This window comes from Actinomadura verrucosospora, assembly GCF_039540335.1.
Lineage (GTDB): Bacteria > Actinomycetota > Actinomycetes > Streptosporangiales > Streptosporangiaceae > Spirillospora > Spirillospora verrucosospora.
Map to the genome: position 1 here is coordinate 22,029 of NZ_BAABEV010000005.1, position 22,503 is coordinate 44,531.

General features: G+C 74.6%; 17 protein-coding genes. 12 read left to right on the plus strand and 5 right to left on the minus strand.

The annotated features are described in order from the left end of the window. Positions 1-37 precede the first annotated feature (37 nt). Positions 38-529, plus strand: coding sequence for a hypothetical protein (locus tag ABD944_RS07470; RefSeq protein ID WP_345173677.1), 492 nt, complete (start codon positions 38-40; stop codon positions 527-529). A gap of 16 nt (positions 530-545) precedes the next feature. Here ABD944_RS07470 and ABD944_RS07475 read toward each other — a convergent pair whose 3' ends face one another. Further along, positions 546-998: a VOC family protein gene (locus ABD944_RS07475; protein ID WP_345173679.1), complete on the minus strand. Its 453-nt coding sequence runs from the start codon at positions 996-998 to the stop codon at positions 546-548. 229 nt (positions 999-1,227) lie between these two features. Here ABD944_RS07475 and ABD944_RS07480 point away from each other — a divergent pair, with 229 nt between their 5' ends. The 5 genes from ABD944_RS07480 to ABD944_RS07500 all read left to right on the plus strand — a co-directional run bounded on the left by ABD944_RS07480 (position 1,228) and on the right by ABD944_RS07500 (position 9,050). After that, positions 1,228-2,322: a hypothetical protein gene (locus ABD944_RS07480; RefSeq protein WP_345173681.1), complete on the plus strand. Its 1,095-nt coding sequence runs from the start codon at positions 1,228-1,230 to the stop codon at positions 2,320-2,322. Between the two features lie 54 nt (positions 2,323-2,376). Further along, positions 2,377-3,237, plus strand: coding sequence for a DUF3592 domain-containing protein (locus tag ABD944_RS07485; protein WP_345173683.1), 861 nt, complete (start codon positions 2,377-2,379; stop codon positions 3,235-3,237). A gap of 62 nt (positions 3,238-3,299) precedes the next feature. Next, complete coding sequence (locus tag ABD944_RS07490) at positions 3,300-4,052, plus strand: helix-turn-helix domain-containing protein (RefSeq protein ID WP_345173685.1); 753 nt, start codon at positions 3,300-3,302, stop codon at positions 4,050-4,052. Between the two features lie 49 nt (positions 4,053-4,101). After that, a complete protein-coding gene (locus ABD944_RS07495) occupies positions 4,102-4,482 on the plus strand; it encodes a VOC family protein (protein WP_345173687.1) in 381 nt (126 codons plus the stop codon). 101 nt (positions 4,483-4,583) lie between these two features. Further along, positions 4,584-9,050 (plus strand): cation-translocating P-type ATPase, encoded by a 4,467-nt coding sequence (locus ABD944_RS07500; RefSeq protein WP_345173689.1) that lies wholly within the window; start codon positions 4,584-4,586, stop codon positions 9,048-9,050. On the opposite strand, the gene ABD944_RS07505 is transcribed toward ABD944_RS07500, so the two are convergent. Further along, positions 8,982-10,139: an ROK family transcriptional regulator gene (locus ABD944_RS07505; protein WP_345173691.1), complete on the minus strand. Its 1,158-nt coding sequence runs from the start codon at positions 10,137-10,139 to the stop codon at positions 8,982-8,984. The genes ABD944_RS07500 and ABD944_RS07505 overlap by 69 nt on opposite strands. A 183-nt stretch (positions 10,140-10,322) precedes the next feature. Between ABD944_RS07505 and ABD944_RS07510 the strand changes: the two genes are divergently transcribed. Further along, entirely contained in the window at positions 10,323-13,571 is a 3,249-nt protein-coding gene (locus ABD944_RS07510) for a glycoside hydrolase family 97 N-terminal domain-containing protein (protein WP_345173693.1), read from the plus strand. Between the two features lie 90 nt (positions 13,572-13,661). Here ABD944_RS07510 and ABD944_RS07515 read toward each other — a convergent pair whose 3' ends face one another. The 3 genes from ABD944_RS07515 to ABD944_RS07525 all read right to left on the minus strand — a co-directional run bounded on the left by ABD944_RS07515 (position 13,662) and on the right by ABD944_RS07525 (position 15,174). Then, positions 13,662-14,051: a YkvA family protein gene (locus ABD944_RS07515; protein WP_345173695.1), complete on the minus strand. Its 390-nt coding sequence runs from the start codon at positions 14,049-14,051 to the stop codon at positions 13,662-13,664. A 90-nt stretch (positions 14,052-14,141) separates the two neighbouring features. Then, a complete protein-coding gene (locus ABD944_RS07520; protein ID WP_345173697.1) occupies positions 14,142-14,654 on the minus strand; it encodes a hypothetical protein in 513 nt (170 codons plus the stop codon). Positions 14,655-14,817: 163 nt separating this feature from the next. Next, positions 14,818-15,174, minus strand: a complete 357-nt coding sequence (locus ABD944_RS07525) for a TraR/DksA family transcriptional regulator (protein WP_345173699.1) — start codon at positions 15,172-15,174, stop codon at positions 14,818-14,820. 437 nt (positions 15,175-15,611) lie between these two features. Between ABD944_RS07525 and ABD944_RS07530 the strand changes: the two genes are divergently transcribed. The 5 genes from ABD944_RS07530 to ABD944_RS07550 are packed head-to-tail and all read left to right on the plus strand — an operon-like array spanning position 15,612 to position 22,498. Further along, complete coding sequence (locus ABD944_RS07530; protein ID WP_345173701.1) at positions 15,612-16,718, plus strand: hypothetical protein; 1,107 nt, start codon at positions 15,612-15,614, stop codon at positions 16,716-16,718. Positions 16,719-16,720: 2 nt separating this feature from the next. Next, positions 16,721-18,076 carry a hypothetical protein gene (locus tag ABD944_RS07535; protein WP_345173703.1) on the plus strand — a complete coding sequence of 452 codons (1,356 nt, stop codon included), beginning with the start codon at positions 16,721-16,723 and terminating at the stop codon, positions 18,074-18,076. Further along, positions 18,073-20,781: a hypothetical protein gene (locus ABD944_RS07540; protein WP_345173705.1), complete on the plus strand. Its 2,709-nt coding sequence runs from the start codon at positions 18,073-18,075 to the stop codon at positions 20,779-20,781. The genes ABD944_RS07535 and ABD944_RS07540 overlap by 4 nt, the downstream gene beginning before the upstream one ends. After that, positions 20,781-21,917 (plus strand): hypothetical protein, encoded by a 1,137-nt coding sequence (locus ABD944_RS07545; RefSeq protein ID WP_345173707.1) that lies wholly within the window; start codon positions 20,781-20,783, stop codon positions 21,915-21,917. Before ABD944_RS07540 ends, ABD944_RS07545 begins: the two co-directional genes overlap by 1 nt. Beyond that, on the plus strand, positions 21,914-22,498 hold the full coding sequence (locus ABD944_RS07550; protein WP_345173709.1) for a hypothetical protein: 585 nt from the start codon (positions 21,914-21,916) through the stop codon (positions 22,496-22,498). Before ABD944_RS07545 ends, ABD944_RS07550 begins: the two co-directional genes overlap by 4 nt. Positions 22,499-22,503: the final 5 nt, after the last annotated feature.

The following is a 22,503-nucleotide window of genomic DNA, read 5'->3' on the forward strand; positions in this document are numbered from 1 at the left end:
GCCCCTCCTCGACCTCCGGCAGCCCTAGGCTGCGGGCGTGAACTACAGCGAGCTTGAGGCCTCCATTCTCCGACTGGTCATCGAAGCCGCCGAGGAGGACGTTCGCGCTTTCGGAGAGGAGACGGTCACCCGTCTGGTGCGGCCGGAGCTGCTCAGCGGGGCGGCCGAGGACGAACTCGACGACGACGCCCGGGCGGCACTCGCCGCCGCCTGCGCGAACGTCCGGACGATCAGCGCCGCGGAGCTGCTGGAGGCGCTGACGACGATCCATGACGGCATCCTCGTCGACGACGATCTGGACATCGGAGTCCTCACCGCCATCAGCGCGCTCGGGCACTGGCAGAGCTACCTGGAGAAGGGCCGGCGCGGCGAGCTCTACGAACTCGCCATCCGCTCCATCGAGGATGTCGACCACGAGGTCTCCGCCGATCTCGACGACTTCCTCGCCACGCCGGAGATGGCCGCCGAGTACGAGCGCGTCCGCGGCCTGCTGGCCCCCGCGCGAGACGGCGGCGCCTCCGCGCCGTGAGGCCTCGGCCGGCGTCCTAGCCGGGCGCGGGACGGTCGGCGAAGACGCCGTGGAGCATGCCCGTGGCCTGCCCGACCTCGATGAGATAGCCGTCCGGGTCGCGCATGTAGCAGCGGATCTCCGCCTTGCGGTCCAGGGGCTCGGTCAGGAACCGCGCCCCCCGGGCGGTGGCCGCCGCGTGGAACGCTTCGATGTCGGCGACCCGGACGTTCATGAAGGCCGACACGGGGTCCCCGGGCTCGGGCGGCCTCAGGACGACGTCGGGCTTGTCCGGCGTCGGGCCGCCGCCGGGGTTCATGATGATCCAGGTGTTGGCCACCTTCACGATGGCCGGGTTCTCCGGGAGCACCACCTCACCGCCGAGGACGTCCGCGTAGAACCGCCTGGAGACCGCCACGTCCCGGACGGTCAGGAAATGCGTGAGCACGAGCCCCTGGCTCGGCGCCGGAAGGTCGCCTTGGTCCGGCATTCGGATTCCTCCATGTCGCAGGTACCGCCTGTCCCCGAGCCGGGGTGCGCGTCTCTCCGGAGCGGCCCGGCCGGACGGCTGCCACGCCGGGACGGCAATAGGAATTGTCCATAGTCCCGGCGGCGGAGCGCCGCCCCCGGGACTATGGACCGGGCGCGGAATCCCTCAAATTCCCGCCAAGTGAAGAAGGACCTGTCGGGCAGCGCCCGAAACCGACAGAATCGCCCGTATGACGATCACGGCGGCGACGCCGCCCGCGCACCGGGCTCCCGTCGACCTCGCCCGGGGGTTCCTGACGGGCGGCGTGCTGGGGACGTCGCTGGCCGCCCTCGTCGCCGGCATCGTCATCGAGAGGGTGCCGCTGTTCGTCACGGGTCTGGCGGTGCCCGCGGTCTACGGCCTGCTCGTCTTCCTCGCCGGGGCGCCGCGGCGCCTCCGGGAGGCGTCCGTCGCGCCCTGCACGGCGCTGGCGGTGATCGAGAGTCGGGAGGCCGTCAAGGGCGAGGAGACCGACGTCCCGGTGCGCTTCGATCTCACGGTCGCGCCGGACGGTGCGCCGGCGTACCGCGTCGAGATCAGGCAGGACGTCCACATCGCCGACCTCCCCGACTACCGGCCGCAGAGCGTCGTGGTGGTCGAGTACGCGCCGGACCGGCCATGGCAGGTGAGGATCGTCAAGCGGCCGACGCCCGAGTGGGAGGAACGGGCGGCGGGCGCGCGCATCGACTCCGCGCCCGGGCCCGCCGTGGTGAGCGACCCCCCGGAGGGCGCCGCCGCCGGTTTCGCCACGCTCTTCGGCCTGCTGCTCGGCGCCGCCGCGGTGGTCCTGCTCTTCCGTGCCGACCTGTTCCCCCAGGGCGGCGCCGCGCGGCAGCCCTCCCCGAAGCCGTCCGTCTTCTCCACGCCCACGCCGTCGACCACCATCGTGACGTCGGCGTCCAGCACCATGGTCCTCGGTCCGGGCCGGTCGCTGCTCGACGACGGAGAGCTGCGCCGGGCCGTCGACTCGCTCACCCAAGGCAAGGACAGGCGCCGAGCGGTCACCCTCGTCGTGCAGAACCGCCTGCTGTCGATCGTCTTTCTCCCCACTGGGAAAGAGGCCCCGCACTTCGACTTGCGTTCCGTGCCCTACGACCGCATCCCGTCCCTGGTCACGGCGGCCAGGACGACCCTCGGCGTCGAATCGCCGCGGAGCTGGCAGCTCACCGCCGACCGCGTCACCGGCTCCCTCACCATCAGGATCACCGTGACCGGCTCCGAAGGCACGGCCTCGATGGAGGCGGACGGACGCGGCGAAGTGGTGCGGCGCAGCCCGGTGCGGTGACACCCGCGGCGGCGTGTCCGGCAGACCGTTCCTGAACTGGCAGGAGGAAGACGTATGGGCTGGCACGGATACCTGGTGCTGTGGTGCGCGGTTCTGGGGACGGTCGCGCTGGTCGGCTACGGGCTGTCGCTGGCCGGGATGACCCGGGCGCAGCGGACGGTCCGGGTCACGGGGCGGATCGAGCAGGTGCGGGAGCCCCGGCACGGCGGCTCCCGGAAGGGCGGGATACCCGTGGTCGTCTCCTACCGCGACCCGTCCAGCGGACGGGAGGTCGTCGTGACGAACGACGGTGACCGGGGCGAGATGATCACCGCCGCGTGGACGGGCCGCGAGGTCGGAGTCCACTACCCGCGCGGAAGGCCGCACGCGTACCGGTTCACCGACCGGCCCCGGCGAGGCGGCCGCGGCCTGGTCGTGCCGAACCTCGCGCTCTTCCTGGTCTACGCCGGGGCGGTGGTCGTCGCCGCGATCGACCGGGGCTGGCCGTGGGCGCTGCTCGGCTTCTGCGGGCCGTGGGCCGTCGTCGGCGCCTTCCACCTGCCCGGGAACATCCGCGACACGCGCCGCCGCCGCGAAGCGCTGGCCTCCATGATCGCCGTCCAGGGCCGGGTCATCGCGGTGCTCAAGGACGTCAGCAGCGACGGGGACGGCGGCACCCTCACCACCATCACGCCGGTCGTGGCGTTCACCACGCGGGAGGGCGCGGCCGTCACCGCCCACTGCACCCAGCAGATCCCGGACCCGGGCGGCGCGCGGGGCCGGGAGGTCACGGTGCACTACACCCCGGCCGACCCGGCGGTCTTCACCCTGAACCGCGTGGCCGACCAGCGTTCCCTGAGAACGGACATCGCCGTCAACGTCGTGGGCCTTCTCGCCGTCGCGTCGGCGGCCGTCGCGGGAGCGGTCATGCTGTGACGCCCGCGGACGGCCGGCCGGACGAGTTGGGACGCCGCGGAGCGCGCCTTTAGGCTGGGGGTGTGCTGTTCCATCGCGGGCCTCTCCACCCGGCCCTCGATCCGTTCGTGGCGGGCCTCGGCTATTCCGAGTCGCACGGCCCCGCCGTCCGCGAGCAATCCATCCCGACCGGCTGCGCCCAGCTGTTCGTCAACCTGCACGCCGACGCGTTCACCGGCGGGGCCGGCGGAGCCGCGGTCCTCGGCGCGACGTCCCGGCCCTCCGTCATCGACACGGAGGACCAGCGGGCCATCGCGTGGGTCGCGTTCAAGCCCGGCGGCGCGTTCCCCTTCTTCCCGCCCGAGCCCGGTCTGGTCGTCCTGGAGGATCTCTGGGGCCGCGCCGGGGCGGTGGTGCGGGAACGGCTCCTGGAGGCCGGCGGTCCCGCCGAGATCCTGGACGCCCTGGAGTCGGTCCTTCTCGAGGCGGGCGACCTGGACCGCGATCCCGCCCTGGAGGCCGCGATCTCGGCGCTCGACCGGGGCGCCGCCGTCGGCGAGGTGACCGACCGGCTCGGCTTCACCCGAAAGCGCCTCATCGGGCTCTTCCACGACCGCGTCGGCCTGACGCCCAAGCGCTTCGCCCGCGTGCGGCGGTTCCAGCGCACGCTCCGGCGGATCCCGTACGACCGGCCGGTCGACTGGGCGGAGCTCGCGTTCACCTGCGGTTACGCCGACCAGTCACATCTGATCCGCGACTTCCGCGACATCGCCGGGCTGCGGCCGACCGAGTACCGGCCCCGCTCCCCCGACCAGCCCAACCACGTGCCGCTCTGAGGGAAATTCGTCCAATACGGGGAACGCGGGCGGCCCGCACGATGGGGCCATGAACCTTTTCCCGAAACTCGTCGTCGACGACGCGGGCCGTGCCGTCGAGTTCTACACGACGGCGCTCGGCCTCAAGGAGACCGAACGCTTCGAGACACCGGACGGGAAGATCGTCCACGTCCGGCTGGTCCTCGGGGACGTCCAGCTCACGCTCAAGGACGAGGACGCCGTCGACGCCGGGCCGGCCGCTCTGGGCCTCGACCGCTCACCCGTGATCATCAATCTCGACGTGCCCGACCCCGACGCGGTCGGCTCCCGCATGGAGGCGGGCGGGGCGACCGTGGTCTACCCCATCGAGGACCACCCGTACGGCCGCATGGGCCGGTTCCGCGACCCGTTCGGCCACGTCTGGATCGTCCGCCTGCTCGACGGCGGCTGATCGGGCCCGGCGACCCGCCGGCCAGGTCATGCGAGCGGCCGACTTCCGCAAACAGGGTCTGATACGCGCTTAGGCCCTGCTCGCGGGGTTAGGGCAGCGTCATGGTCCTTGAACTCCTGCGGCGCGGCGCGGCGGCGGCCGGTGGTCTCCCGGGCGGGGGAACCGTCGTCCGCGCCGCGGACCACGCGGGAGCCCTGGGCGTCCGGGCGGCGGCCGTGCCGATCCGGCAGACGAGACGCGCCCTCGGCGGAGTCGGAGGCATGGCGGCGCAGGCCCTCCGCCCGGCGCGGACCGTCCACGCCTACCCGGAGCGGTTGCACATCGAGCTGCGTCACCTGCACAAGGCGGAGAGGCTGTCCGAGGCGCAGGCCTTGGAGCACGCCGTCGAAAGGCTTCCCGCCGTGCGCTGGGCGCGGGTCAACTCGGCCCTCGGGCGATTGATCGTCCACGTGCCGGAGGAAGTCTCACCGGAGTCCGTCCTGGAGATCGTGGAGGCGCTGGACGCGGTCCTGGGGGGCGAGGAGGCCGGGGGATCCGCGGCGCTCCCGACGGAGCTGGTCCTCGGCGCCGACCTGGTGGGGCTCGCGATCACGGCGGCGCAACGGGTGCTGGGGCGGGCCGTGCTGCCTTCCGAGGTCGCGGGCCTGGTGGCCTTCGCGGACGTGGTGCCCGTCCTGCGCGGCGTTCTGGCCCGGCTGGTTCCGGGTGCGCCGGTGGAGCGGTGGCTGCCGCTGACGCAGGCCGCCGCGCAGGCGTTCGCGCCCGGCGGGACGGGGCTCGTCGTCGACGTGGCGCAGCGGCTCTGGCAGCGCCGCGAGGCCGCCGCCACCGGCCGGCTGTGGCGGATCGCCGAAGCCGAACTGACCGGCGCGCCCGAGCGGGCCGGATGCGCCCCCGTCTCCGGCGGTCGTTCCCACGACCTGCGCGACGGGCCGCCGGAACGCCACGCGGCCCGGATGCTCTCCGTCGGCCTCGGCGGTCTCGTCCTCGGGGGGCTCCTGACCGGCAGCGCGCGCCGCGCGCTGGACGTCGGGGTCGCGGCGGCGTCGAAGGCGCCCCGCGCCGCCCGCGAGGTCTTCGCGGCCGAGCTCGCCGCCCGGCTGGCCGGCCGGGGAGTGCTGCCCCTCGATCCGGCGGCGCTGCGCCATCTGGACCGGATCGACACGGTGGTGCTGGACGCCGACGTCCTGCGGGCCGCGGACCTGGTGGTGGACGAGGTCGCCGTGCTCGCGGACACGCCGGAGGCCGAGGTGGCCCGGCGCGTCCACGCGCTGCTGGCGCCCGAGGCGCTGGACGAGGTCAGGGAGGCGGACGGGTGGTCCCTCGGTCCCGTCGCGCGCGTCCTGCCCGGCGGGGAGACTCCGGCCGAGGGCCGGGACCTCCCCGGTTCGGGTCCGGTGCTGGCCCTGGCCGAGGGCGGCCGGCCGCGCGCCCTGATCCGCATGCGCCGCTCCCTGCGGGAGGAGACGAACGCCCTGGTGACCGCCGCGCGGGAGGCCGGCACGAAGATCGTCCTGGCCGGTTCCGGCGTCGAACTGCCGCTCCCTCCCGACGAGACCGCCCCCGGCGGCCCGGACCTGGCCGCCACCGTCCGCGCACTTCAGGAGGGCGGCGCGGGCGTCCTGCTGATCTCCCGCGATCCGGCGGCGCTCGCCGCGGCCGACGTCGGTGTGGCGGACTGGGCGGACGGAGCGGGCGGGGCGCCGCCCTGGGGCGCGCACCTGCTGGTCCTGCGGGATCCGGCGGCGGCCGCGCACGTCGTCGATGCCGTCGCCGCCGCGCGCCGCGTCAGCGAGCGGGGCGTCACGCTCGCATGGTCGGGCACGGGCGTGGCCGCTCTCCTCGCCCTCACCGGGCCGTCCGGAAAGGCGGCCGACCGCGCTCTGGCCGCCGTCAACGGCGCGGCGGCCCTGGGCATGGCCTACGGCGCCTGGACGGCCCGCGAGGTGATGCGGCGGGTTCCCGCGCCGGCGCTGCCGTCCACGCCGTGGCATGCCATGCCCGTGGAGGCGGTGCTGGAGCGCCTCGACAGCCGCGCCGGGGGCCTGTCCGAAGCCGAGGCGCGCGACCGGGGCGAGCACGGCGCGGACCGCGCGCGCCCCGGAGGGGGCCGCCGGGCGCTGCCGCGGGCCGTCGTCCAGGAGCTGGCCAACCCGCTGACGGCGGTGCTGGCCGCGGGCGCGGCCGGCGCGGCGGCGGTCGGCTCGCCGGTCGACGCCGCACTCGTCGCCGCGACGATCGGCCTGTCGGGCCTGGTCGGCGGCCGGAAGCGGGTCTCCGCGGACGAGATCATCGCGAGGATCTCGGCCAGGTCCGGCGAGCCGGTCGGCGTCCTGCGGGACGGCGAGGAGACGCGGGTGCCGGCGAAGCGGCTCGTCCGCGGCGACGTCCTGGTGCTCGCCGCCGGGGACGCGGTCCCGGCCGACTGCCGGATCGTCACCGCGAACGGGCTGGAGGCCGACGAGTCCTCGCTCACCGGCGAGTCCCTTCCGGTGGCCAAGGACACGGCGCCGACTCTGGCCCGGCACGTCGCCGAGCGCGGCTGCATGCTCTACGAGGGCACCACGATCGCCGCAGGAGACTGCACCGCCGTGGTGGTCGCGCTCGGCGACGCCACCGAGAGCGGGCGGGCCATGGCCGCCGCGCTGGCCGCGGGCCCCCCGTCCAGCGGCGTGGAGGCCCGCCTCAAGCAGATCACCGAGGCCACGACGCCGATGGCGGTCGGAGCGGCCGTCGGCGTCGTCACCTCGGGCCTGCTGCGCGGCGGCCCGCTGCGCCGCGCGCTGTCCGAAGGCGTCAACCTGGCCGTCGCGTCCGTCCCGGAAGGGCTTCCGCTGCTGGTCAGCGCCGCCCAGGTGGCCGCGATCCGGCGGCTCGCCGAACGGGGGATCTTCGTCCGCGACCCGCGGACCATCGAGACGCTCGGACGGGTCGACGTGCTGTGCTTCGACAAGACCGGCACCCTGACCGAAGGCCGAATCACGCTCGCCCGCATCGCCGACCACCGCCACGACGGGGAGGCCGCCCAGCCGGACGACTCTCTCCGCGGCGTCCTGGCCGCCGCCCTGCGCGCCACACCCGTCCCCGGCAACGGACGGCACAGCCACGTCACCGACGCCGCCGTGGACGAGGGAGCCGCGCGGGCGGGCGTGGACCGCGACTTCGGCGGTCCGTGGAAGCACATCCACAGCCTGCCGTTCGAGCCGTCGCGCGCCTTCCACGCGACTCTCGGAACCTCCGGCGGCGAGCGCACCGTGTTCGTCAAGGGAGCCCCGGAGGTCGTGCTCCCGCTCTGCGCCCGCACCCCGGACGGCGAACTGGACCGCCGCACCCGGCGGCGCCTGCGCAAGCACGTCGAGCGGCTCGCGTCCGGCGGCCACCGCGTCCTCGCCGTCGCCGAGCGCCGCATGCCGGACGACGGCGAGACGGTCGGCGAGAGCGAGCTGGCCGGCATGACCTTCCTCGGGCTGCTCGGGCTCGCCGACACGGTCCGCGCCACCGCCGCGCCCGCGGTCGCCGACCTCCGCGCCGCCGGCGTCCAGATCATCATGCTCACCGGCGACCATCCGGCGACCGCCGCGGCGATCGCCGACCAGGTCGCCGGCGGGGGCGTCGAGCACCGCGTCATCACCGCGGACGAGATCGACCGGCTCGACGACCACGCCCTGTCGGAGGCCCTGGTCGGCGTGGACGTCGTGGCCCGGTGCACCCCCGTCCACAAGGTCCGCGTCGTGCGCGCCCTGCGCGGACGCGGCCGCATCGTCGCCATGACGGGCGACGGCGCCAACGACGCCGCCGGCATCCGCCTCGCCGACGTGGGCATCGCGCTCGGTCAGCGCGGCACGGCCGCGGCGCAGGCGTCGGCGGACATGATCGTCGCCGACGACCGGCTGGAGACGATCGTCTCCGCGCTCGTGGAGGGGCGCGCCATGTGGGCGTCGGTCCGCGAGGCCCTCGCCATCCTGGTCGGCGGCAACCTCGGCGAGATCGCCTTCACCCTGCTCGGCTCGCTGACGACCGGCCGCGCTCCGCTGTCGGCCCGCCAGATGCTGCTGATGAACATGCTCACCGACCTGGCTCCCGCCCTGGCCATCGCCGTCCGCGTCCCCACCCGGGACGCCACCACGGCCCTGCTGGCGGAGGGCCCGGAGACCTCGCTCGGCTCCGCCCTGACCCGCGACATCGCCCACCGCGCGGTGGTGACCACGCTCGGCGCCCTGGCCGCCTGGGTGGCCGGGCGCCTCACCGGCCCGGCCGTCCGCGCTCGCACCATCGGCCTGGTCGCGCTCATCGGCACCCAGCTCGCCCAGACGCTCAAGGCGGGCCACGACGACCGCGCCGTCCTGCTCAGCACGCTCGGTTCGGCGGCCCTCCTGGCCGTCATCGTCCAGACGCCCGGTGTCAGCACCTTCTTCGGCTGCGTCCCCCTCGATCCGCTCGGCTGGGCCACCGCCGCGGCGGCGATCGCCGCGGCGATTGCCGCGGGGCGTCTCCTGCCGTCAGGGGACGGACTCCGCGGCGGCGAGGGTCAGGGCGCCGACCAGGGCCGCGCGGGCGCCGAGGGATGAGGACCGGACCTGGACCCGGTCGCTGATCGCGGGCTGGGCGAAGCGGCGCAGGGACTCGCGGATCCCCTCCAGGAGGGCGTCGCCTCCCGTGGCGAGCTCCCCGCCGATGACGAGCATCGCGGGGTCCAGGGCGTTGCACAGGTCGGACAGGACGCGCCCGAGCCGGCGCCCCGCGTCGGCGACGATCCGGGCCACCACCGGGTTGCCGACCAGGGCGTCCAGGGAGAGGTCGTCGGGCCGTTCGGGCAGCGGGAGACCCGCCGCGATGAGCTGCCGCCACACCTCGCCGATCGACACCACCGACTCCAGGCAGCCGCGCTGCCCGCACCGGCACTGCGCCCCGCCCTCCTGGATCAGCGTGTGCCCGATCTCCCCGGACGCCCCGTACGCCCCGGTGTACCGGCGGCCCGCGAGGATCAGCCCGGCCCCGATGCCGTGGGACGCCTTGACGTAGATCAGGTCGGACACGTTCCGCGCGGCCCCGTGCGTGTGCTCGGCCAGCGCGGCCAGCTCCGCGTCGTTCGCGATCAGCACCTCGCCGCCGAGCCGGGCGGTGAGCTCCTCCCGAGGCCGGACGCCGGCCCAGCCCGCGAGGATCGTGGCCGACTGGATCCGGCCGGTCGCCTGGTTGATCGGCCCCGGGATCCCCGCCACCGTCCGCAGCACCGACCCGGCCGCGACCCCCGACCGGTCGAGCAGGCCGGCGACCAGGGCCCCCGCCCGGTCGAGCGCGTTGCCCGCCGAACCGTCCACGTCGACGGGCGCCCGGTCCTCGGCGACGATTTCCTGCGACGTGGAGGCGAGGGCCGCGGAGACGTGGGTGTGCCCGAAGTCGATGCCGACGAGATGGCCCGGAGGGCGATGCGGCGACAGCGGGGAGGACGGCCTGCCGCGCCCCATGCGCTCGGCTGCCGGATGCTCCTCCACCAGCCCCTCGGCCAGCAGCCCCCGGACGATCCCGGCGACGGTGCTCGGCGCGAGCCCGGTGCGGCGGCTCAGCTCCTGGCGGGTCGCGGGGAAGGACTCGTTCAGCGCGTCGAGGATCGCGCGCCTGCTGCGCTCGATCCTCGGGTTCGGTGGGTTGGGCACCGGACGAGGATAGCGAATTAGAGCGCTGAATATTCTAATTAACGCGCATTAAGAGTGTTGACCATAGAGTTTCGCCCAACTTACGATCACCGGACCGTTTGTGGAGCGTTCCCATCGCCTCCACCACCCCCCAGGGAGACGCAAATGGACCGTGCAGGCGCGAAGAGGCGAAGAAGACGGGGGGTGTCGCTCGTCATGGCGGCCCTCCTCCTCCCCGGAGGGATCGCGGTGGCCCCGGCCCGGGCCGGCGAGCCCTCCCCCTCGGGCGGACTCGCCGAGGCCGCCGGGGAGGACGCCCAGGTCGTCCGGTCCCCCGACGGGGATCTGCGGGTGGCGATCGCCGCCGACGACGGGCGGCTCACCTACAGCGTGAAGGAGCGCGGCAAGGTCCTGGTCGGCGCGTCCGGGCTCGGCATGGATCTCGCGGGACGGCCCAGCCTCACGCGGGACATGTCCATCCGGTCGGTCGAACGGCGCACGATCGACGAGACGTGGAAGCCCGTCTGGGGGACGTCCAGCAAGGTCAGGAACCACGCGAACGAGCTGACCGTCCACGCGGTGCAGGCCGGGACCGGCTTCGAGCTCGACCTGGTGTTCCGGGTCTTCGACGACGGGGTCGGATTCCGCTACCACTTCCCGGGACAGCCCGGCCTCGACGCCTACACCGTCACCGCGGAGCGGACGGAGTTCGCCTTCGAGCCCGGCGCGAGGAGCTGGTCGATCGCCGCGGGCACCAACTGGACCGCCGACGAGAAGCACTACCGCGACCTGCCCCTGTCCAGCGTCCCCACCGCGCAGACGCCCATCACCGCCTCGCCCGCCGCCGACTCCTACGTGGTGGTGCACGAGGCCGACCTGACCGACTACCCCAGCATGACCCTGAAGGCGGTGCCGGGACGGCCCGGCGCGTTCTCCAGCGACCTGATCAGCCTCCCCGACGGCACGAAGGCCAGGCTGAACGGCGAGTTCTCCACGCCCTGGCGCACCCTGACCGTGGGCGAGCGGCCCGGCGACCTCGGCGAGTCCCACCTGATCGAGAACCTCAACGACCCCTGCGCGGTCTGCGGCGACACGTCCTGGATCAAGCCCGCGACGTACGTCGGCGTCTGGTGGGAGCTGCAGCGGCGGGCCACCACCTGGAACGCCGGGCCGAACCACGGCGCGACCACCGCGCGGGTCAAGCAGTACATCGACCTGGCCAAGCAGGCGGGCGCCGGGTTCGTGCTGGCCGAGGGCTGGAACACCGGCTCCGGCGGCTCGTGGTCGGGCCAGGACTTCCTGACCCCGCAGCCCGACCTCGACCTCCCCGAGGTGCTGCGGTACGCCAAGGCCAACGGCGTCGGGTTCATCGCGCACAACGAGACCCGGGGCGACGTCGACTACTACGACCGGAACCTGGAGAAGATCTTCTCCAGGTACGAGGCCCTCGGCATCCACTCGATCAAGACCGGCTACGCCACGAAGTACCTGCTCGGCGGCGTCAACCGCAGCCACTACGACCAGGAGGCCGTCCGGCACTACCAGCGGGTGGTGGACGCGGCGGCCCGGCACCGCATCACCGTCGACGCCCACGAGGCGATCAAGCCCACCGGCCTCGCGCGCACCTACCCGAACATGATGACGGGCGAGGGCGTCGCGGGCATGGAGCAGCACAACTACATGGGCGCGGCCGGCAACCCGCCCGCCCAGGCCACGATCCTGCCGTTCACCCGCTTCATGGGAGGGCCCGCCGACTACACGCCCGGCGTCCTCAACGTCACCTGGGACCCGGCCCGCCTCGGGACCCGCGTCCAGACCACCTCGGCCGCGCAGCTCGCCCTGTATCCGACGTTCTTCAGCCCAATGCAGATGCTCGCGGACACCCCGGAGAACTACGCCGCCCACCCCGGGTTCGCCTTCCTGAAGGACATGCCGGCCACGTGGGACGAGACCCGCGTCCTGGACAGCGCGATCGGGGACTACACCACGACGGCCCGGCGGAGCGGCCGGACCTGGTACCTCGGAGCGATCACCGACGAGAACGACCGGACCCTCCAGGTGCCGCTGTCGTTCCTGCCGGCCGGCACGTTCGTCGCGGAGACGTACGCCGACGCGCAGGAGACCACCTGGAAGGGCGACCCGCTGCCCGTCGAGATCCGCAGGACGCTGGTCAGGTCCTCCACCCGGCTGTCGATGTCGCTCGTCGGCGGCGGCGGCCAGGCGGTCAGGCTCAGGCCCGCCACCGCCGGCGACCTCCGCGACCTCTCCCCGTACGCCGCGCCCCGCGCGGACTACGGCTCCGTGGAAGCCTCCCTGGACCAGGGCACTCAGCGGCTCACCGTGAAGGCCCCGCTCACCAACGAGGGCAGCACCGTGGCCGAGTTCCAGGCCCGGGTCTTCCTCGACGGCCGCGCCGCCGGCGAGGCCCAGCGCGTCCGGGTGGCGGGCGGCGGAACCCGGACCGTCGAGTGGACGCTGCCCGCCTCCGAGGTGCCCGACGGGGACTTCGGGGTCGCGGTGGGAACGTCCGGCCCCGATTCCGGCAGGCCGGTCCGCGTGGAGCAGCCGGGCTCGCTGCTCGGGCTCGTCCAGGACCTGCGGCGGTCCGGCAAGATGACGCCGTCGGCGGCGGCCGACCTCCAGCCCGCGATCGTCAAGGGTGAGGCCCTGCTCCGCCGCGGCGACGCGACCGGCCGTCTCCTGGCGCTGCAGGGCGTGCGGCTCGCCCTCTACGGGTTCTCCCTCGACGACGTGAGCGCGGAGGCCCGCACCGCGATCGACGGCCGCCTCACGGCCCGGCTCGGCGCACCGGAGGGGCTCCTCTTCCTCGCGCGCAAGGTGCGGGTGGCGGCCGACGAGGGGGCCGTCGACCCGACCCTGTCCGGCAGGCTCGCCGCCGAGGTCAGGACCGCGGTGAACGCCGTGGCCGCACGCGACACGGCGGGGATGAAGGAGGCCCTCGACCGGTTCGACGCCCTGGTGGAGGCCGCGCAGATCGCTCCGGACGTCGCGGCCGGCCTGCTCGCCACGAGCCGGGCGCTCGCCGCCGAACCGCGCACGATCGAGGCGGAGTCCGCGCAGCTCGTGAGCGGCGCGTGCCGGCGCACCGACCACACCGGCTACACCGGCACCGGCTTCGTGGCCTGCCTGAAGACCAAGGACAGCGGCGTGCGGTTCGACGCCCCGGTCACCGCCGAGGGCCTCTACACGGTCCGCCTCCGCTACGCCAACGGCATGGGCTCGCCGCGGACCATGACGCTCGCCGGCGGGACGCGGTCCGTCCAGCTCCAGCTCCCCGACCTGGGGTCCTGGGACGCGTGGTCGGAGCACCGGGCCGGCCTCCACCTCGCCCCGTCCGCGCCGCTGACCTTCGTCTACGGACCGAACGACAACGGCAACGTCAACCTCGACTCGGTCACCATCGAACCCGAGCTGGGGGTCGTCCAGCGATAACCGGCGTCCCCCCACACCCGGCGGCGCGGGCCGGCGGTGCCCGAAGAGTCCCAGCCGAGACTCCGGACGGCACCGCCGGCCCGCGCCGCGTCAGGGGACGCGGCGGCGCGTGCGGGATCGTCGCGTGTACTCCTGGCCGAGGGCGAAGAGCAGCCAGGTGAGGGCGGTGGCGTCGTCGACGATTCCGAACGGCAGGAAGACGTCCGGGATCAGGTCGACCGGCGAGACGATGTAGACCACCGCGATCACCATCGCGACGATCTTGCCGGTCGAGGTCCGGTAGTAGGCCTGCGCGGCCGCGCCGGGCGACCCGACACGGCGCCGGACGCGCAGCCGCAGGATGCCCGCGACCAGCAGGACCGCGCCGACGGCCATGACGACGGCCCCCGCCACGGTGAGGTCGACACCGCCGAGCTCACCGTCCGCGGTGAGAGCCGGGACGGCGCCCGCGACGACGAGAAGAAGCCCGAGCCAGACCATGCGCACCTCCGGGGGGACGTGTCCTCCGGTATTGCCGTCTCAGACGCGTTCACTCAGAGGTCGGCGGAACGGTGCGCGCCTCAGGGCCGATCAGTTGAAGCAGTCCTGGTTCTTCAGGCTCAGCGCCATCATGGTGACGTGCCCGCGCTCCGCCTCGAACTGGTACAGCGCCCGGTGGTTGCGGGGCGCGGTGACGTCCCAGAAGCCGTGGACGTCGCGACGGACGCCCGGATAGGCGCGCCTGAGCTCGGGGAGCGTGGAGCCGACGTGGACGCCGCGCGGAGTGCGGGCGCCGCGGGGCGGCTGGATCATCGCGACCCCGTACTTCTTGGAGACGTAGACCGACAGGTCGTCGCGGCCTGTGGGGTGGCCCTTCAGGTCGAAGCCGTCGCACCACCGTCCGGTGGACTTGCGGACCAGCATCCCGGTGCGAAGCGCGGCCCGCTCGGAACTGCCGATCATCAGAGCACCGTAACCCTGGGAAGTGAGCTGGACGGGTTCGGCGGCGAGCTTGGTCACCGTCCCGGCCATGGCTGGGGCGGTGGTGAAGGCGAGGCTGAGGGCGGCGGTCGTGCCGGCGATGGCCATGGTGGGGAGGCGCATGAGCTTTTCCTGTTCCCGAGTGTTTCCTGGGACGTCGCGGTCGCCCCTCTCCTTCCCGCACGGTGCTCACTTCAATACGGAGCGTGACCAAACCTGCTGTGTCGGAAGGTCAGTGCTGCGTAGCCGCCGGGCCAGTCGACGGAGGAGGGGACGCGCAGGACGTTCAGGCGCAGGAGATGCACAGTGCCGCGGCGGGCCGGGCCGCGAGCCGTCCGGCGCCGATCGGGCGGCCGCAGGACGTGCAGACGCCGTAGGTTCCCGCGGCGAGCCGGTCCAGAGCGCGGTCGAGGTCGTCGAGACGGCCCCGCGCCGCCGCGAGCAGCGCCTCCACATGGGCTCGCTCGAACCCGAGGGTCGCGCCCTCGGGATCGTGCTCGTCGTCCACGGCCGACAGCCGGGCCGACTCCACGATGCCCTCGCGGTCGCGGTCGAGCGCGCGGACGGCGGCCAGCGTGCGCTCGCGCTCGGCCTCCAGCACCTCGCGCGTCCGCGCCGCTTCCGCATCCGTCCTGTCGCTCATCACCAGAAGAACCCCCCGGCCGGAGTCCGCATTCCCCGTCAAGCCGGCGCGGCTGCCGAGTCGCCGGTGAGCGGCATTTTCTTAGCACGTTGTCCATTGCGTTTTGCACACTCCCAGAAATCCGTCCATGTCCGGTCGCGTCGTCAGGGGCGGCGGGACGGGGGCGGAGGCCGAGCGGCCTCGTGCACAGCGCCGGACGGCCCGGCGGCGCCGTGGCGGCGGGGCCGTGCCCGCCTCACCCCTGCCGACCTCGGCCGAAAAAAGGCGGCAACCTTCCCCCAACTCCGTGCGTCACACCTAGCGGATCCTTAGCACCACTTATTCGTCACAACGTGAATATGACCCGAGGGGGCGCTATCTACACGGAACAGGCTGGAGCGCCAGCGGAAGAGACATTCACCCTCCAAAAGTCATCTTTCGGGCAATCCGGTCGGGTCATGGTCACTTTCGTGCAGGGCGGGCTGCGGCACGAGGACGCGCTCCTCAGCCACCGCTACGGCCGCGCCGACGACCGCGACGTCCTGCTCAAGACGGCCCTCACGCCCACCGGCGCGAAGTTGCTGCGCCGCGAGGCCGAGGTCTACGACCGGATCGGCGGGCGGCAGGCGTCCGCCGGGCGGATGATCGGCTTCCGGGCGGCGCAGAGCCCCGTGTGCCTGATGGTCACCCGCCGCGGCGTGCCCGTCTCCCGGTGCGACCCGGCGCCCCGGCTCGACGACGTGCAGCTCGGCCGGGCGGCGCGCGACCTGTTCGGCGCGCTCGCGTTCCTCGCCGACCTCGGCTTCGCGCACCGGGCCGTCTCGGCGGACACGGTGTTCTGGGACGGCCGGCGCGTCGAGCTGCACGGCTTCGGGCACGTGGAACCGCTCGGCCCGCCCGAGGCGCTCGCCGGATCCGCGCTCGGCACGCCGACGGGGCTGCCGGCCGGCGACGTCCCGGACGTCCAGGCCGCCGCCCACCTGCTGCTGCGGCTCGCCATCGGCTCGCCCGGCGGCGGCACGCCCGCGGCCCTCGTCGCCGAGCTCGCCGAGGTCGACGCCGACCTCGCGCAGGTGCTCGAACCGGCCTTCCACGCCACCGGCGGCCATGCCGTCTCCCCCGGCGAGATCAGGGACCGGCTGTGGCGGAGCCGCCCGAAACCGCCGCCGCCCGGGCACGTCCCGGAGGACCGGCGCGATCCGGCGGCTCCGCCCCGGCGCCCGTCCCCTGGCCAGGCGCCCCCTCACGCGACTCCGCAGGCGTCCCCCCAGGCGGTGCTGCCCGAGACCAGGCCGCGTTCGGCCGTCCGCGACCTGCGGCACGCCGCGGAGGAGAGCGGGCGGGCCGAGTTCCGCGAGCTGCGCCGCCGGCAGCGCGAGTTCCGCCGGAGCCGCCGGACCGCGGCCGAGCCGCCGCGGGCGCGGGTGCAGGCGAGCCCCGTCGCGCCGTCCGGGACGGCCCCGGACGGGACGCCCCCCGGCGGCGCGGGCGTCCTGCTGCTCCTCCTCGTCCTCGGGGTCCTCGCCGTGGCCCTGATCGTCACTGCCGTCCTGCTCGTGAGGTGACCGTGAGCGACCCCGAACCCCCCAGGCCCAAGCTTCCGCCGAAGCTCGACGGCCCGGCCTACCCGCTGCCCGCCGCGAACCCGGATCTGGACCTGGACCCGGTCACGGCCCCGGGCCTGGACGCCCGGCCGAGCGGCGGCGCGCCCGGCGCCGCGCCCGCCGGCGCCGCGGCGGCCGGCGGCACCGCGGCCGACGACACCCCCTACGACACGCCCGAGGCGGGGACGAGCCGGGACACCGGCGCGGAGTCCCCGCACCGGCCCCGGGTGCCCGGCCCGCCGGACGGCCCCGACCGCACCATGGTGTGCCCGTACTGCCTGAGCGAGTTCGACTGGAACAGCGCGCCGCTCGTCGACCGCACCGTGGACGGCGAGGAGATCGCGCTGACCCGGGAGTCCGGCGAGAGCGACGTCCGCTGGCGCACCCGGACGATGCACGCCTGGCGGGTCTGCGAGGCCACCGGCAAGGACCACTTCGTGCCCGCGTCGCTCGGCGGCATGACCGTCCTGATCGTCGGGATGGTCGGCACGTCCGGGTCGGGCAAGTCGCACCTGCTCGCGGCGATGACCGAGGAGCTCGACCAGTCCGCGCTGAAGATCTCGCACCGGCTGGACGTGCTGCCGCTCGACCCGCGGCTGCAGCGGGAGCTGTTCGCCAGGAACCGCTTCGACCTGCTGCGCGACCGCAGGCCCCTGCCGGTCACCCGCCGGGCGCTGAGCCCGGAGTTCACCTGCGCCTACCGCATCACCAGCGGGCACACCGGCCGGCAGTACGCGCTGCTGATCTTCGATGTGCCGGGTGAGATCTTCAGCCAGGGCCACACCCGCGACGACACCCCGTTCATGAGCATCGCGGACGGGCTGATCTTCGTGGCGGACGGCACGGAGCTGGACGTCCGGCACGGACGGCACACCGGCGACCCGGGGTTCACCGCGGTGCTCAGCCACATCGACCACGTCCGCGCCGGGCGGGGCGGGGAGTTCCTGCCGCTGCCCGCCGCGCTGGTGATCGCCAAGTCGGACACGCTGCGCGCGTTCAAGGAGGTCGACCGGTGGCTCGACCGCCGGGACGACCTCGAACTCGGCACGGTCGAGGAGGAGTCCGAGGACGCCTACGCGCTGCTGCGCTCGCGCGGCGCGGGGTCGTGGCTCGTCCCGGTCCAGAAGTGCGAGGACGCGACCCTGCACTTCGCGTCGGCGACCGGCGTCGGCGTCGACATGGAGAGCGGCGAGTACCCCGAGCAGTCGTTCCGGCGGCAGCGGGTGCTGCGGCCGCTGCTGTCGCTGCTGGCGATGAAGGGCGTGCTGCCGCGCGAGGTGCTCGGCGCGCCCGCGGACCGGGAGGGCGTGGCGTCATGACGACCGGTCCCCTTCCCCCGTCCGGCCGCGTCGACCAGATCGTCTTCGCCTGGTCGGACCGGCTGCTGGCCGGCGGCCGCGGTCTCGGGCCGGTCGCGACGTCGCTCGGCGCCGACGGGCTGCGCGTCTGGAACGAGCGGCTGGCCGGCGGCGACGTCGCCGTCGGGCAGTGGCTGTCCGGCGCGGCCGAGTGCGCGGCGCTCGGCGCGCTGCGGTTCGGCCGGCAGGGCGAGCACGGCGCCGCGCTGCGGCTGGTGCCGGCCCGCGACCCGAACGGCCGTCCCTCCCAGCTCGTGCACGCGCTCGTCGGCCCGGCGTCGGTGGTGGACGCGGCGCTGGTGCTCGGCCTGCACCGCTGGCCGGACTGGAGCACGCCGGAGCGCCTCGGCGCGACGCCCCCGGACCTGGAGGCGCTCGACGCGACCGCGCTGTGGGCGCACGCCCGGGCCGGGCTGGACGAGCCGTCGGCGCGCCGCGACGCGCTGGCCGGCCTGCTCGCCGGGGTGCTCTCCGCGCCGTGCGACTCGTACCTGGCCGAGATCTCCCCCGACGACGTCGGCCTGGTCGCCGGGCTCGTGCGCCGGCTCGACGGGATCGCCGGGACGGCTCCGCTGACGATGCTGCTGGGCGCCCAGGTCACCCGTCCCGAACTGCGGCCCCGGCTGCTGGCCGTCGGCCTGCCGGACGCCAGGAACGGGCGGACGCCGCTGACGACCAAGGGCGGCGCCGACCCCGGCATCGCGCGGGTGGCCGGGCTTCTCGCCGACCTGCCGCCGACGTCGCTGACCCGGCCGCGCGCTCCGCTGACGTCCACCGCGGCCCTCGCGGACTGGGTGGAGGCGGAGCACCAGCGGGCCACCGGCGTCCTCGACCTCGTCGACCGGGCGATCGCGGGCACGCTGGACGAGCCCGCGCGCCGCTACCTCAACGGCCCGGACGGGCAGGAGCGGCTGCGCGCCGACCTGCGCAACGCCGGCATGGCGCAGCTCACCGACCGGCTGCTGCGCTGGACGGAGGCGAAGCCGACCGGGCTGTCCGAGGCCGCCCGGACGCTGCGGCAGATCGCCGCCGAACGGTACCTGGCCGACGCCGGCGAGGACCACGACACCGCCGAACGGCTGCTCCAGGCCGCCCGCCGGATGGGCCTCACCGCGGCGGAGGCGAGGCGCGTCCTCGCGAACTGGTACGCCGGACTGCCGAAGGCCACCTCGGCGGACCAGTACAGCGCCGTGTACTTCGCGATCGGCGCGGGCCTCGACCCCGCGTCCGACGACACCTTCGCGCGGCTCCTCTCCGGCATGAAGGCGGTCACCCTGCTGGACTGGAGCAGGGTGCTGGCGCCGAGCGACCACGTCAAGGCCGCTCCGCACTTCATGCGCGCCGCGTACCGGCAGTGGAGCCGCGGCGACCGGCGCGGCGACGAGGACGTCCGCGCGCTGATGCGCGAGACCGAGATGTTCCACGAGACGATCCACGCCATCGTCTCGGGCTGCGGCCTGCGCACGGAGGACGAGGTCGAGCTGTACCGGACCGTCCTGCACCTGGCGTACGGCGACCCCGTCACGGACCTGGCCCCGGTGCTCGGCGCGCTTCCCGCCGACGCGGAGGCGACGGAGTTCCGGCCGTGGGCGGCGCTCGCCGACGTGCTCGGAGGCGACCGCGCCCACGTCTTCCAGCTGACCGCGCAGGCACGCCGCCGGAAGGCCCCGCCGCCGGTGCTCGAGGAGATGCTGGGCGTCCTGTCCGGCACCGACCTGATCCAGGGGCTGGCCGAGCAGCCCGGGCAGCCGGGCCTCCTCGAACCCGTGTGCCAGGTGGTGGCCAAGCGCAGCCCCACGCCCGCCGAGAAGCGCGCGGCCTGCGACGCGGCGCTGGCCAGGCGGTTCCTCGCCGACCTGGTGGAGAAGGCGTGGCCCGACGAGCCCGACCTGCGGTTCAAGGCGTACACCCTCCTGCTCCGGGCCGTCTACAAGGCCGGTGACCGCTCGAAGGGCGGCGGGCTCACGCCCGCGGAGGTGGACGAGCTGGTGCGGGCCGGCGGCACGGCGCCGTTCCTGCTGACCGTGGTCGCCCACGCGGCGCAGGACGCGGTCGTGCCCGCCCTGCTGCACGCGGCCCGCGGGCAGGCGGCCGACCTCGGCCTCTCGTCCGACATCACCGCGTACACGCTGCGGGGGCCGCACCGGGCCGCCGAGACGCGGACCGCGAGGAGGACGTCCGCCCCGCCGGCGCCCGCCGGCGGGCCGCAGGCGGGGCACGCGCAGCACCCGCACCCGACGCGGCCGGTCGGGGACGGCCCGGCCCGCACCGCGCCCCCGCTCCCCGAGCCGCCGATCCCGCCGCAGCACTTCTCGTTCGACCCGCCGCCCGCGCCCCCGGACCATTTCGCGTCCGGCCCGGAGCAGGAGGCGCCGTACGACGACCGGCACCCGATCGTCGCCTGGATCGCCGACCGCACCGTCCAGGAGTGGGCGATCGCGGTGGCCGGCCTCGGGATCGTCGTCCTGCTCTGCCTCCTGCTGTTCGGCGGCTCGGACGAGACCCCGCCGCCGCGGCCGGCCGCCCCGACCGTGACCGTCACCGTCGCGCCGTCCGCCGCCCCGACGGCCGCCCGGACGACCGGCCCCGAGAAGCCGTCCGGCGAGGGCGGGACGCCGTCCGGCGACGGCCGGTCCCCGCAACCGACGACAGAAAAGACCCCCTGATGGCGCCTGGAGCGACGATCAGCCCCACCGAACCCCTCACCTCCGACGACATCCTGAGCGGCATCAGCGCGCGGTTCCACCGGTACGCCGACCGGGCGCTGCGGGACTCCCCCGGGGAGGCCGCCAGCGGCCCGGCCCTGCTGAAGCGCCTCGCCGACGACCTCGACCCGGCGGGCGGGCCGCCGCCGACCGGCGTCGACCTCGTCGCCGCCTACCCGGCGGACGCGCTGCTGCCCGACCCGGCGCCGCGCCGGTGGCTGGAGACCACGCTGTTCTGGGGCCGGTTCTTCCAGAACGTGCTCGTCTTCGCGCCGATCGTCGTCACCTGGTGGAAGCTGCACGACGCCCTGAACGCCTACGGGCGGGCCCACAGCGAGGGCTCGTTCCTGCTCGGCTGGCAGGCCGGCTCGTTCGACCCCGACCACATCCGGCGCGGCGTCCAGGACTTCGCGCCGCTGTCGGAGACCGCGTGGTGGGTCGTCCTCACCGTCCTCGTCGTCATCGCGTTCACCGCCCTCGTGACCACCTGCGAGAACCTCCTCGACCGTCCGCGCTACGAGGCCGAGCGCGTGCAGATCGCGCAGGACGTCGCGCTCGCGTCGCACCTGCTGTCCGGCTCCCGGGACGGCCAGGTCACCTACCGGGACCTGCAGTCCCTGGTGCAGCGGATGGAGACCAGCGTGGGGGGGCTCATCGGCCGCCTCGCGGGCACCGCCGAGGACGTCCGAGCGGCACTGGAGGGCAGCACGGGCAAGCGGATCGAGGACGCCGTCCAGACCTGGATCGACAAGGCCGAGTCGCTGGAACGGGCGATCGCGGCCATGCAGGCGCCCGCCGAGACGCTGGAGCGCTTCCGGAAGCTGCAGGACGACATCGCGGCCGGGCAGCGCGAGCTGCGCGCCGAACTGGCCGCCATGGTGACGCAGGTGGAGCGGGCGACGCTCGCCACCACCGACCACGCCGAGGCCGCGCAGCACTACCAGGACGCCGGCAACGCGGTGCTCGCCGACGCGGTCGCCCGCCTCTCCGCCGGCACCGACCGGCTGTCGAAGGCGCTCGAACAGCTGGAGTACCTCGTCGACGACACCCGCGAGTTCGTCGCCTACGTGCGGCACGACGGCGGTGCGCACCGGTGACGCGGCCCGCGCGGGAGCGCGCGTCCCGGCGGGGACGGCGGACCTCCCGGTTCGGCGCGGTGCACCTCGCCGGCTGGCTGTTCGCCGACCTGATGCTCGTGCTGTTCCTCGTCGCCATGGCGGTGCAGCCCCGCGCGGAGCTCACCACCGGCCTGCCGGAGCAGAAGAAGCCGCGGCCGTCCGGGCCGCGCGTCCTCGGCCAGGACTTCTGCGACTTCCTGATCCCGGTGCAGGCCGAAGGGCTCCTGTCCGGCTCCGGCGGGGCCCGCGCCGACCTGCTGAAGAAGGTCGACGAGGCGCTGCGCGGCGAGCACCCGTCCTGGCTGTACGGCGACGAGATGCGGCGCGAGGACGCCCGCCGCGCCTGCCTCCGGCAGCTCGAACAGAAGCTCCAGGTCGGCTTCTTCCTCGCCTACGGGGCGCGGAACGACACCGGCAGCGGAGTCGCCCTCGGCAAGAACGCCGCCAAGGCCGTCAGGTCCGGCAACCCCCGGTTCCGCGAGGCGATCTACCGGGCCGCGTGGACGGGCGGGGAGGGCGACGGCTCCGTCCAGCTCGTCGTCTTCTTCTACCAGAACTGATCGAC

What these genes read in the sequence shown, in the direction of transcription:
- ABD944_RS07500 (WP_345173689.1), top strand. Translation starts at nt 4,584, where the DNA reads ATGGTCCTTGAACTCCTGCGGCGCGGCGCGGCGGCGGCCGGTGGTCTC.
- ABD944_RS07475 (WP_345173679.1), bottom strand. Translation starts at nt 998, where the DNA reads ATGCCGGACCAAGGCGACCTTCCGGCGCCGAGCCAGGGGCTCGTGCTC.
- ABD944_RS07515 (WP_345173695.1), bottom strand. Translation starts at nt 14,051, where the DNA reads ATGGTCTGGCTCGGGCTTCTTCTCGTCGTCGCGGGCGCCGTCCCGGCT.
- ABD944_RS07530 (WP_345173701.1), top strand. Translation starts at nt 15,612, where the DNA reads ATGGTCACTTTCGTGCAGGGCGGGCTGCGGCACGAGGACGCGCTCCTC.
- ABD944_RS07480 (WP_345173681.1), top strand. Translation starts at nt 1,228, where the DNA reads ATGACGATCACGGCGGCGACGCCGCCCGCGCACCGGGCTCCCGTCGAC.
- ABD944_RS07485 (WP_345173683.1), top strand. Translation starts at nt 2,377, where the DNA reads ATGGGCTGGCACGGATACCTGGTGCTGTGGTGCGCGGTTCTGGGGACG.
- ABD944_RS07545 (WP_345173707.1), top strand. Translation starts at nt 20,781, where the DNA reads ATGGCGCCTGGAGCGACGATCAGCCCCACCGAACCCCTCACCTCCGAC.
- ABD944_RS07495 (WP_345173687.1), top strand. Translation starts at nt 4,102, where the DNA reads ATGAACCTTTTCCCGAAACTCGTCGTCGACGACGCGGGCCGTGCCGTC.
- ABD944_RS07540 (WP_345173705.1), top strand. Translation starts at nt 18,073, where the DNA reads ATGACGACCGGTCCCCTTCCCCCGTCCGGCCGCGTCGACCAGATCGTC.
- ABD944_RS07525 (WP_345173699.1), bottom strand. Translation starts at nt 15,174, where the DNA reads ATGAGCGACAGGACGGATGCGGAAGCGGCGCGGACGCGCGAGGTGCTG.
- ABD944_RS07520 (WP_345173697.1), bottom strand. Translation starts at nt 14,654, where the DNA reads ATGCGCCTCCCCACCATGGCCATCGCCGGCACGACCGCCGCCCTCAGC.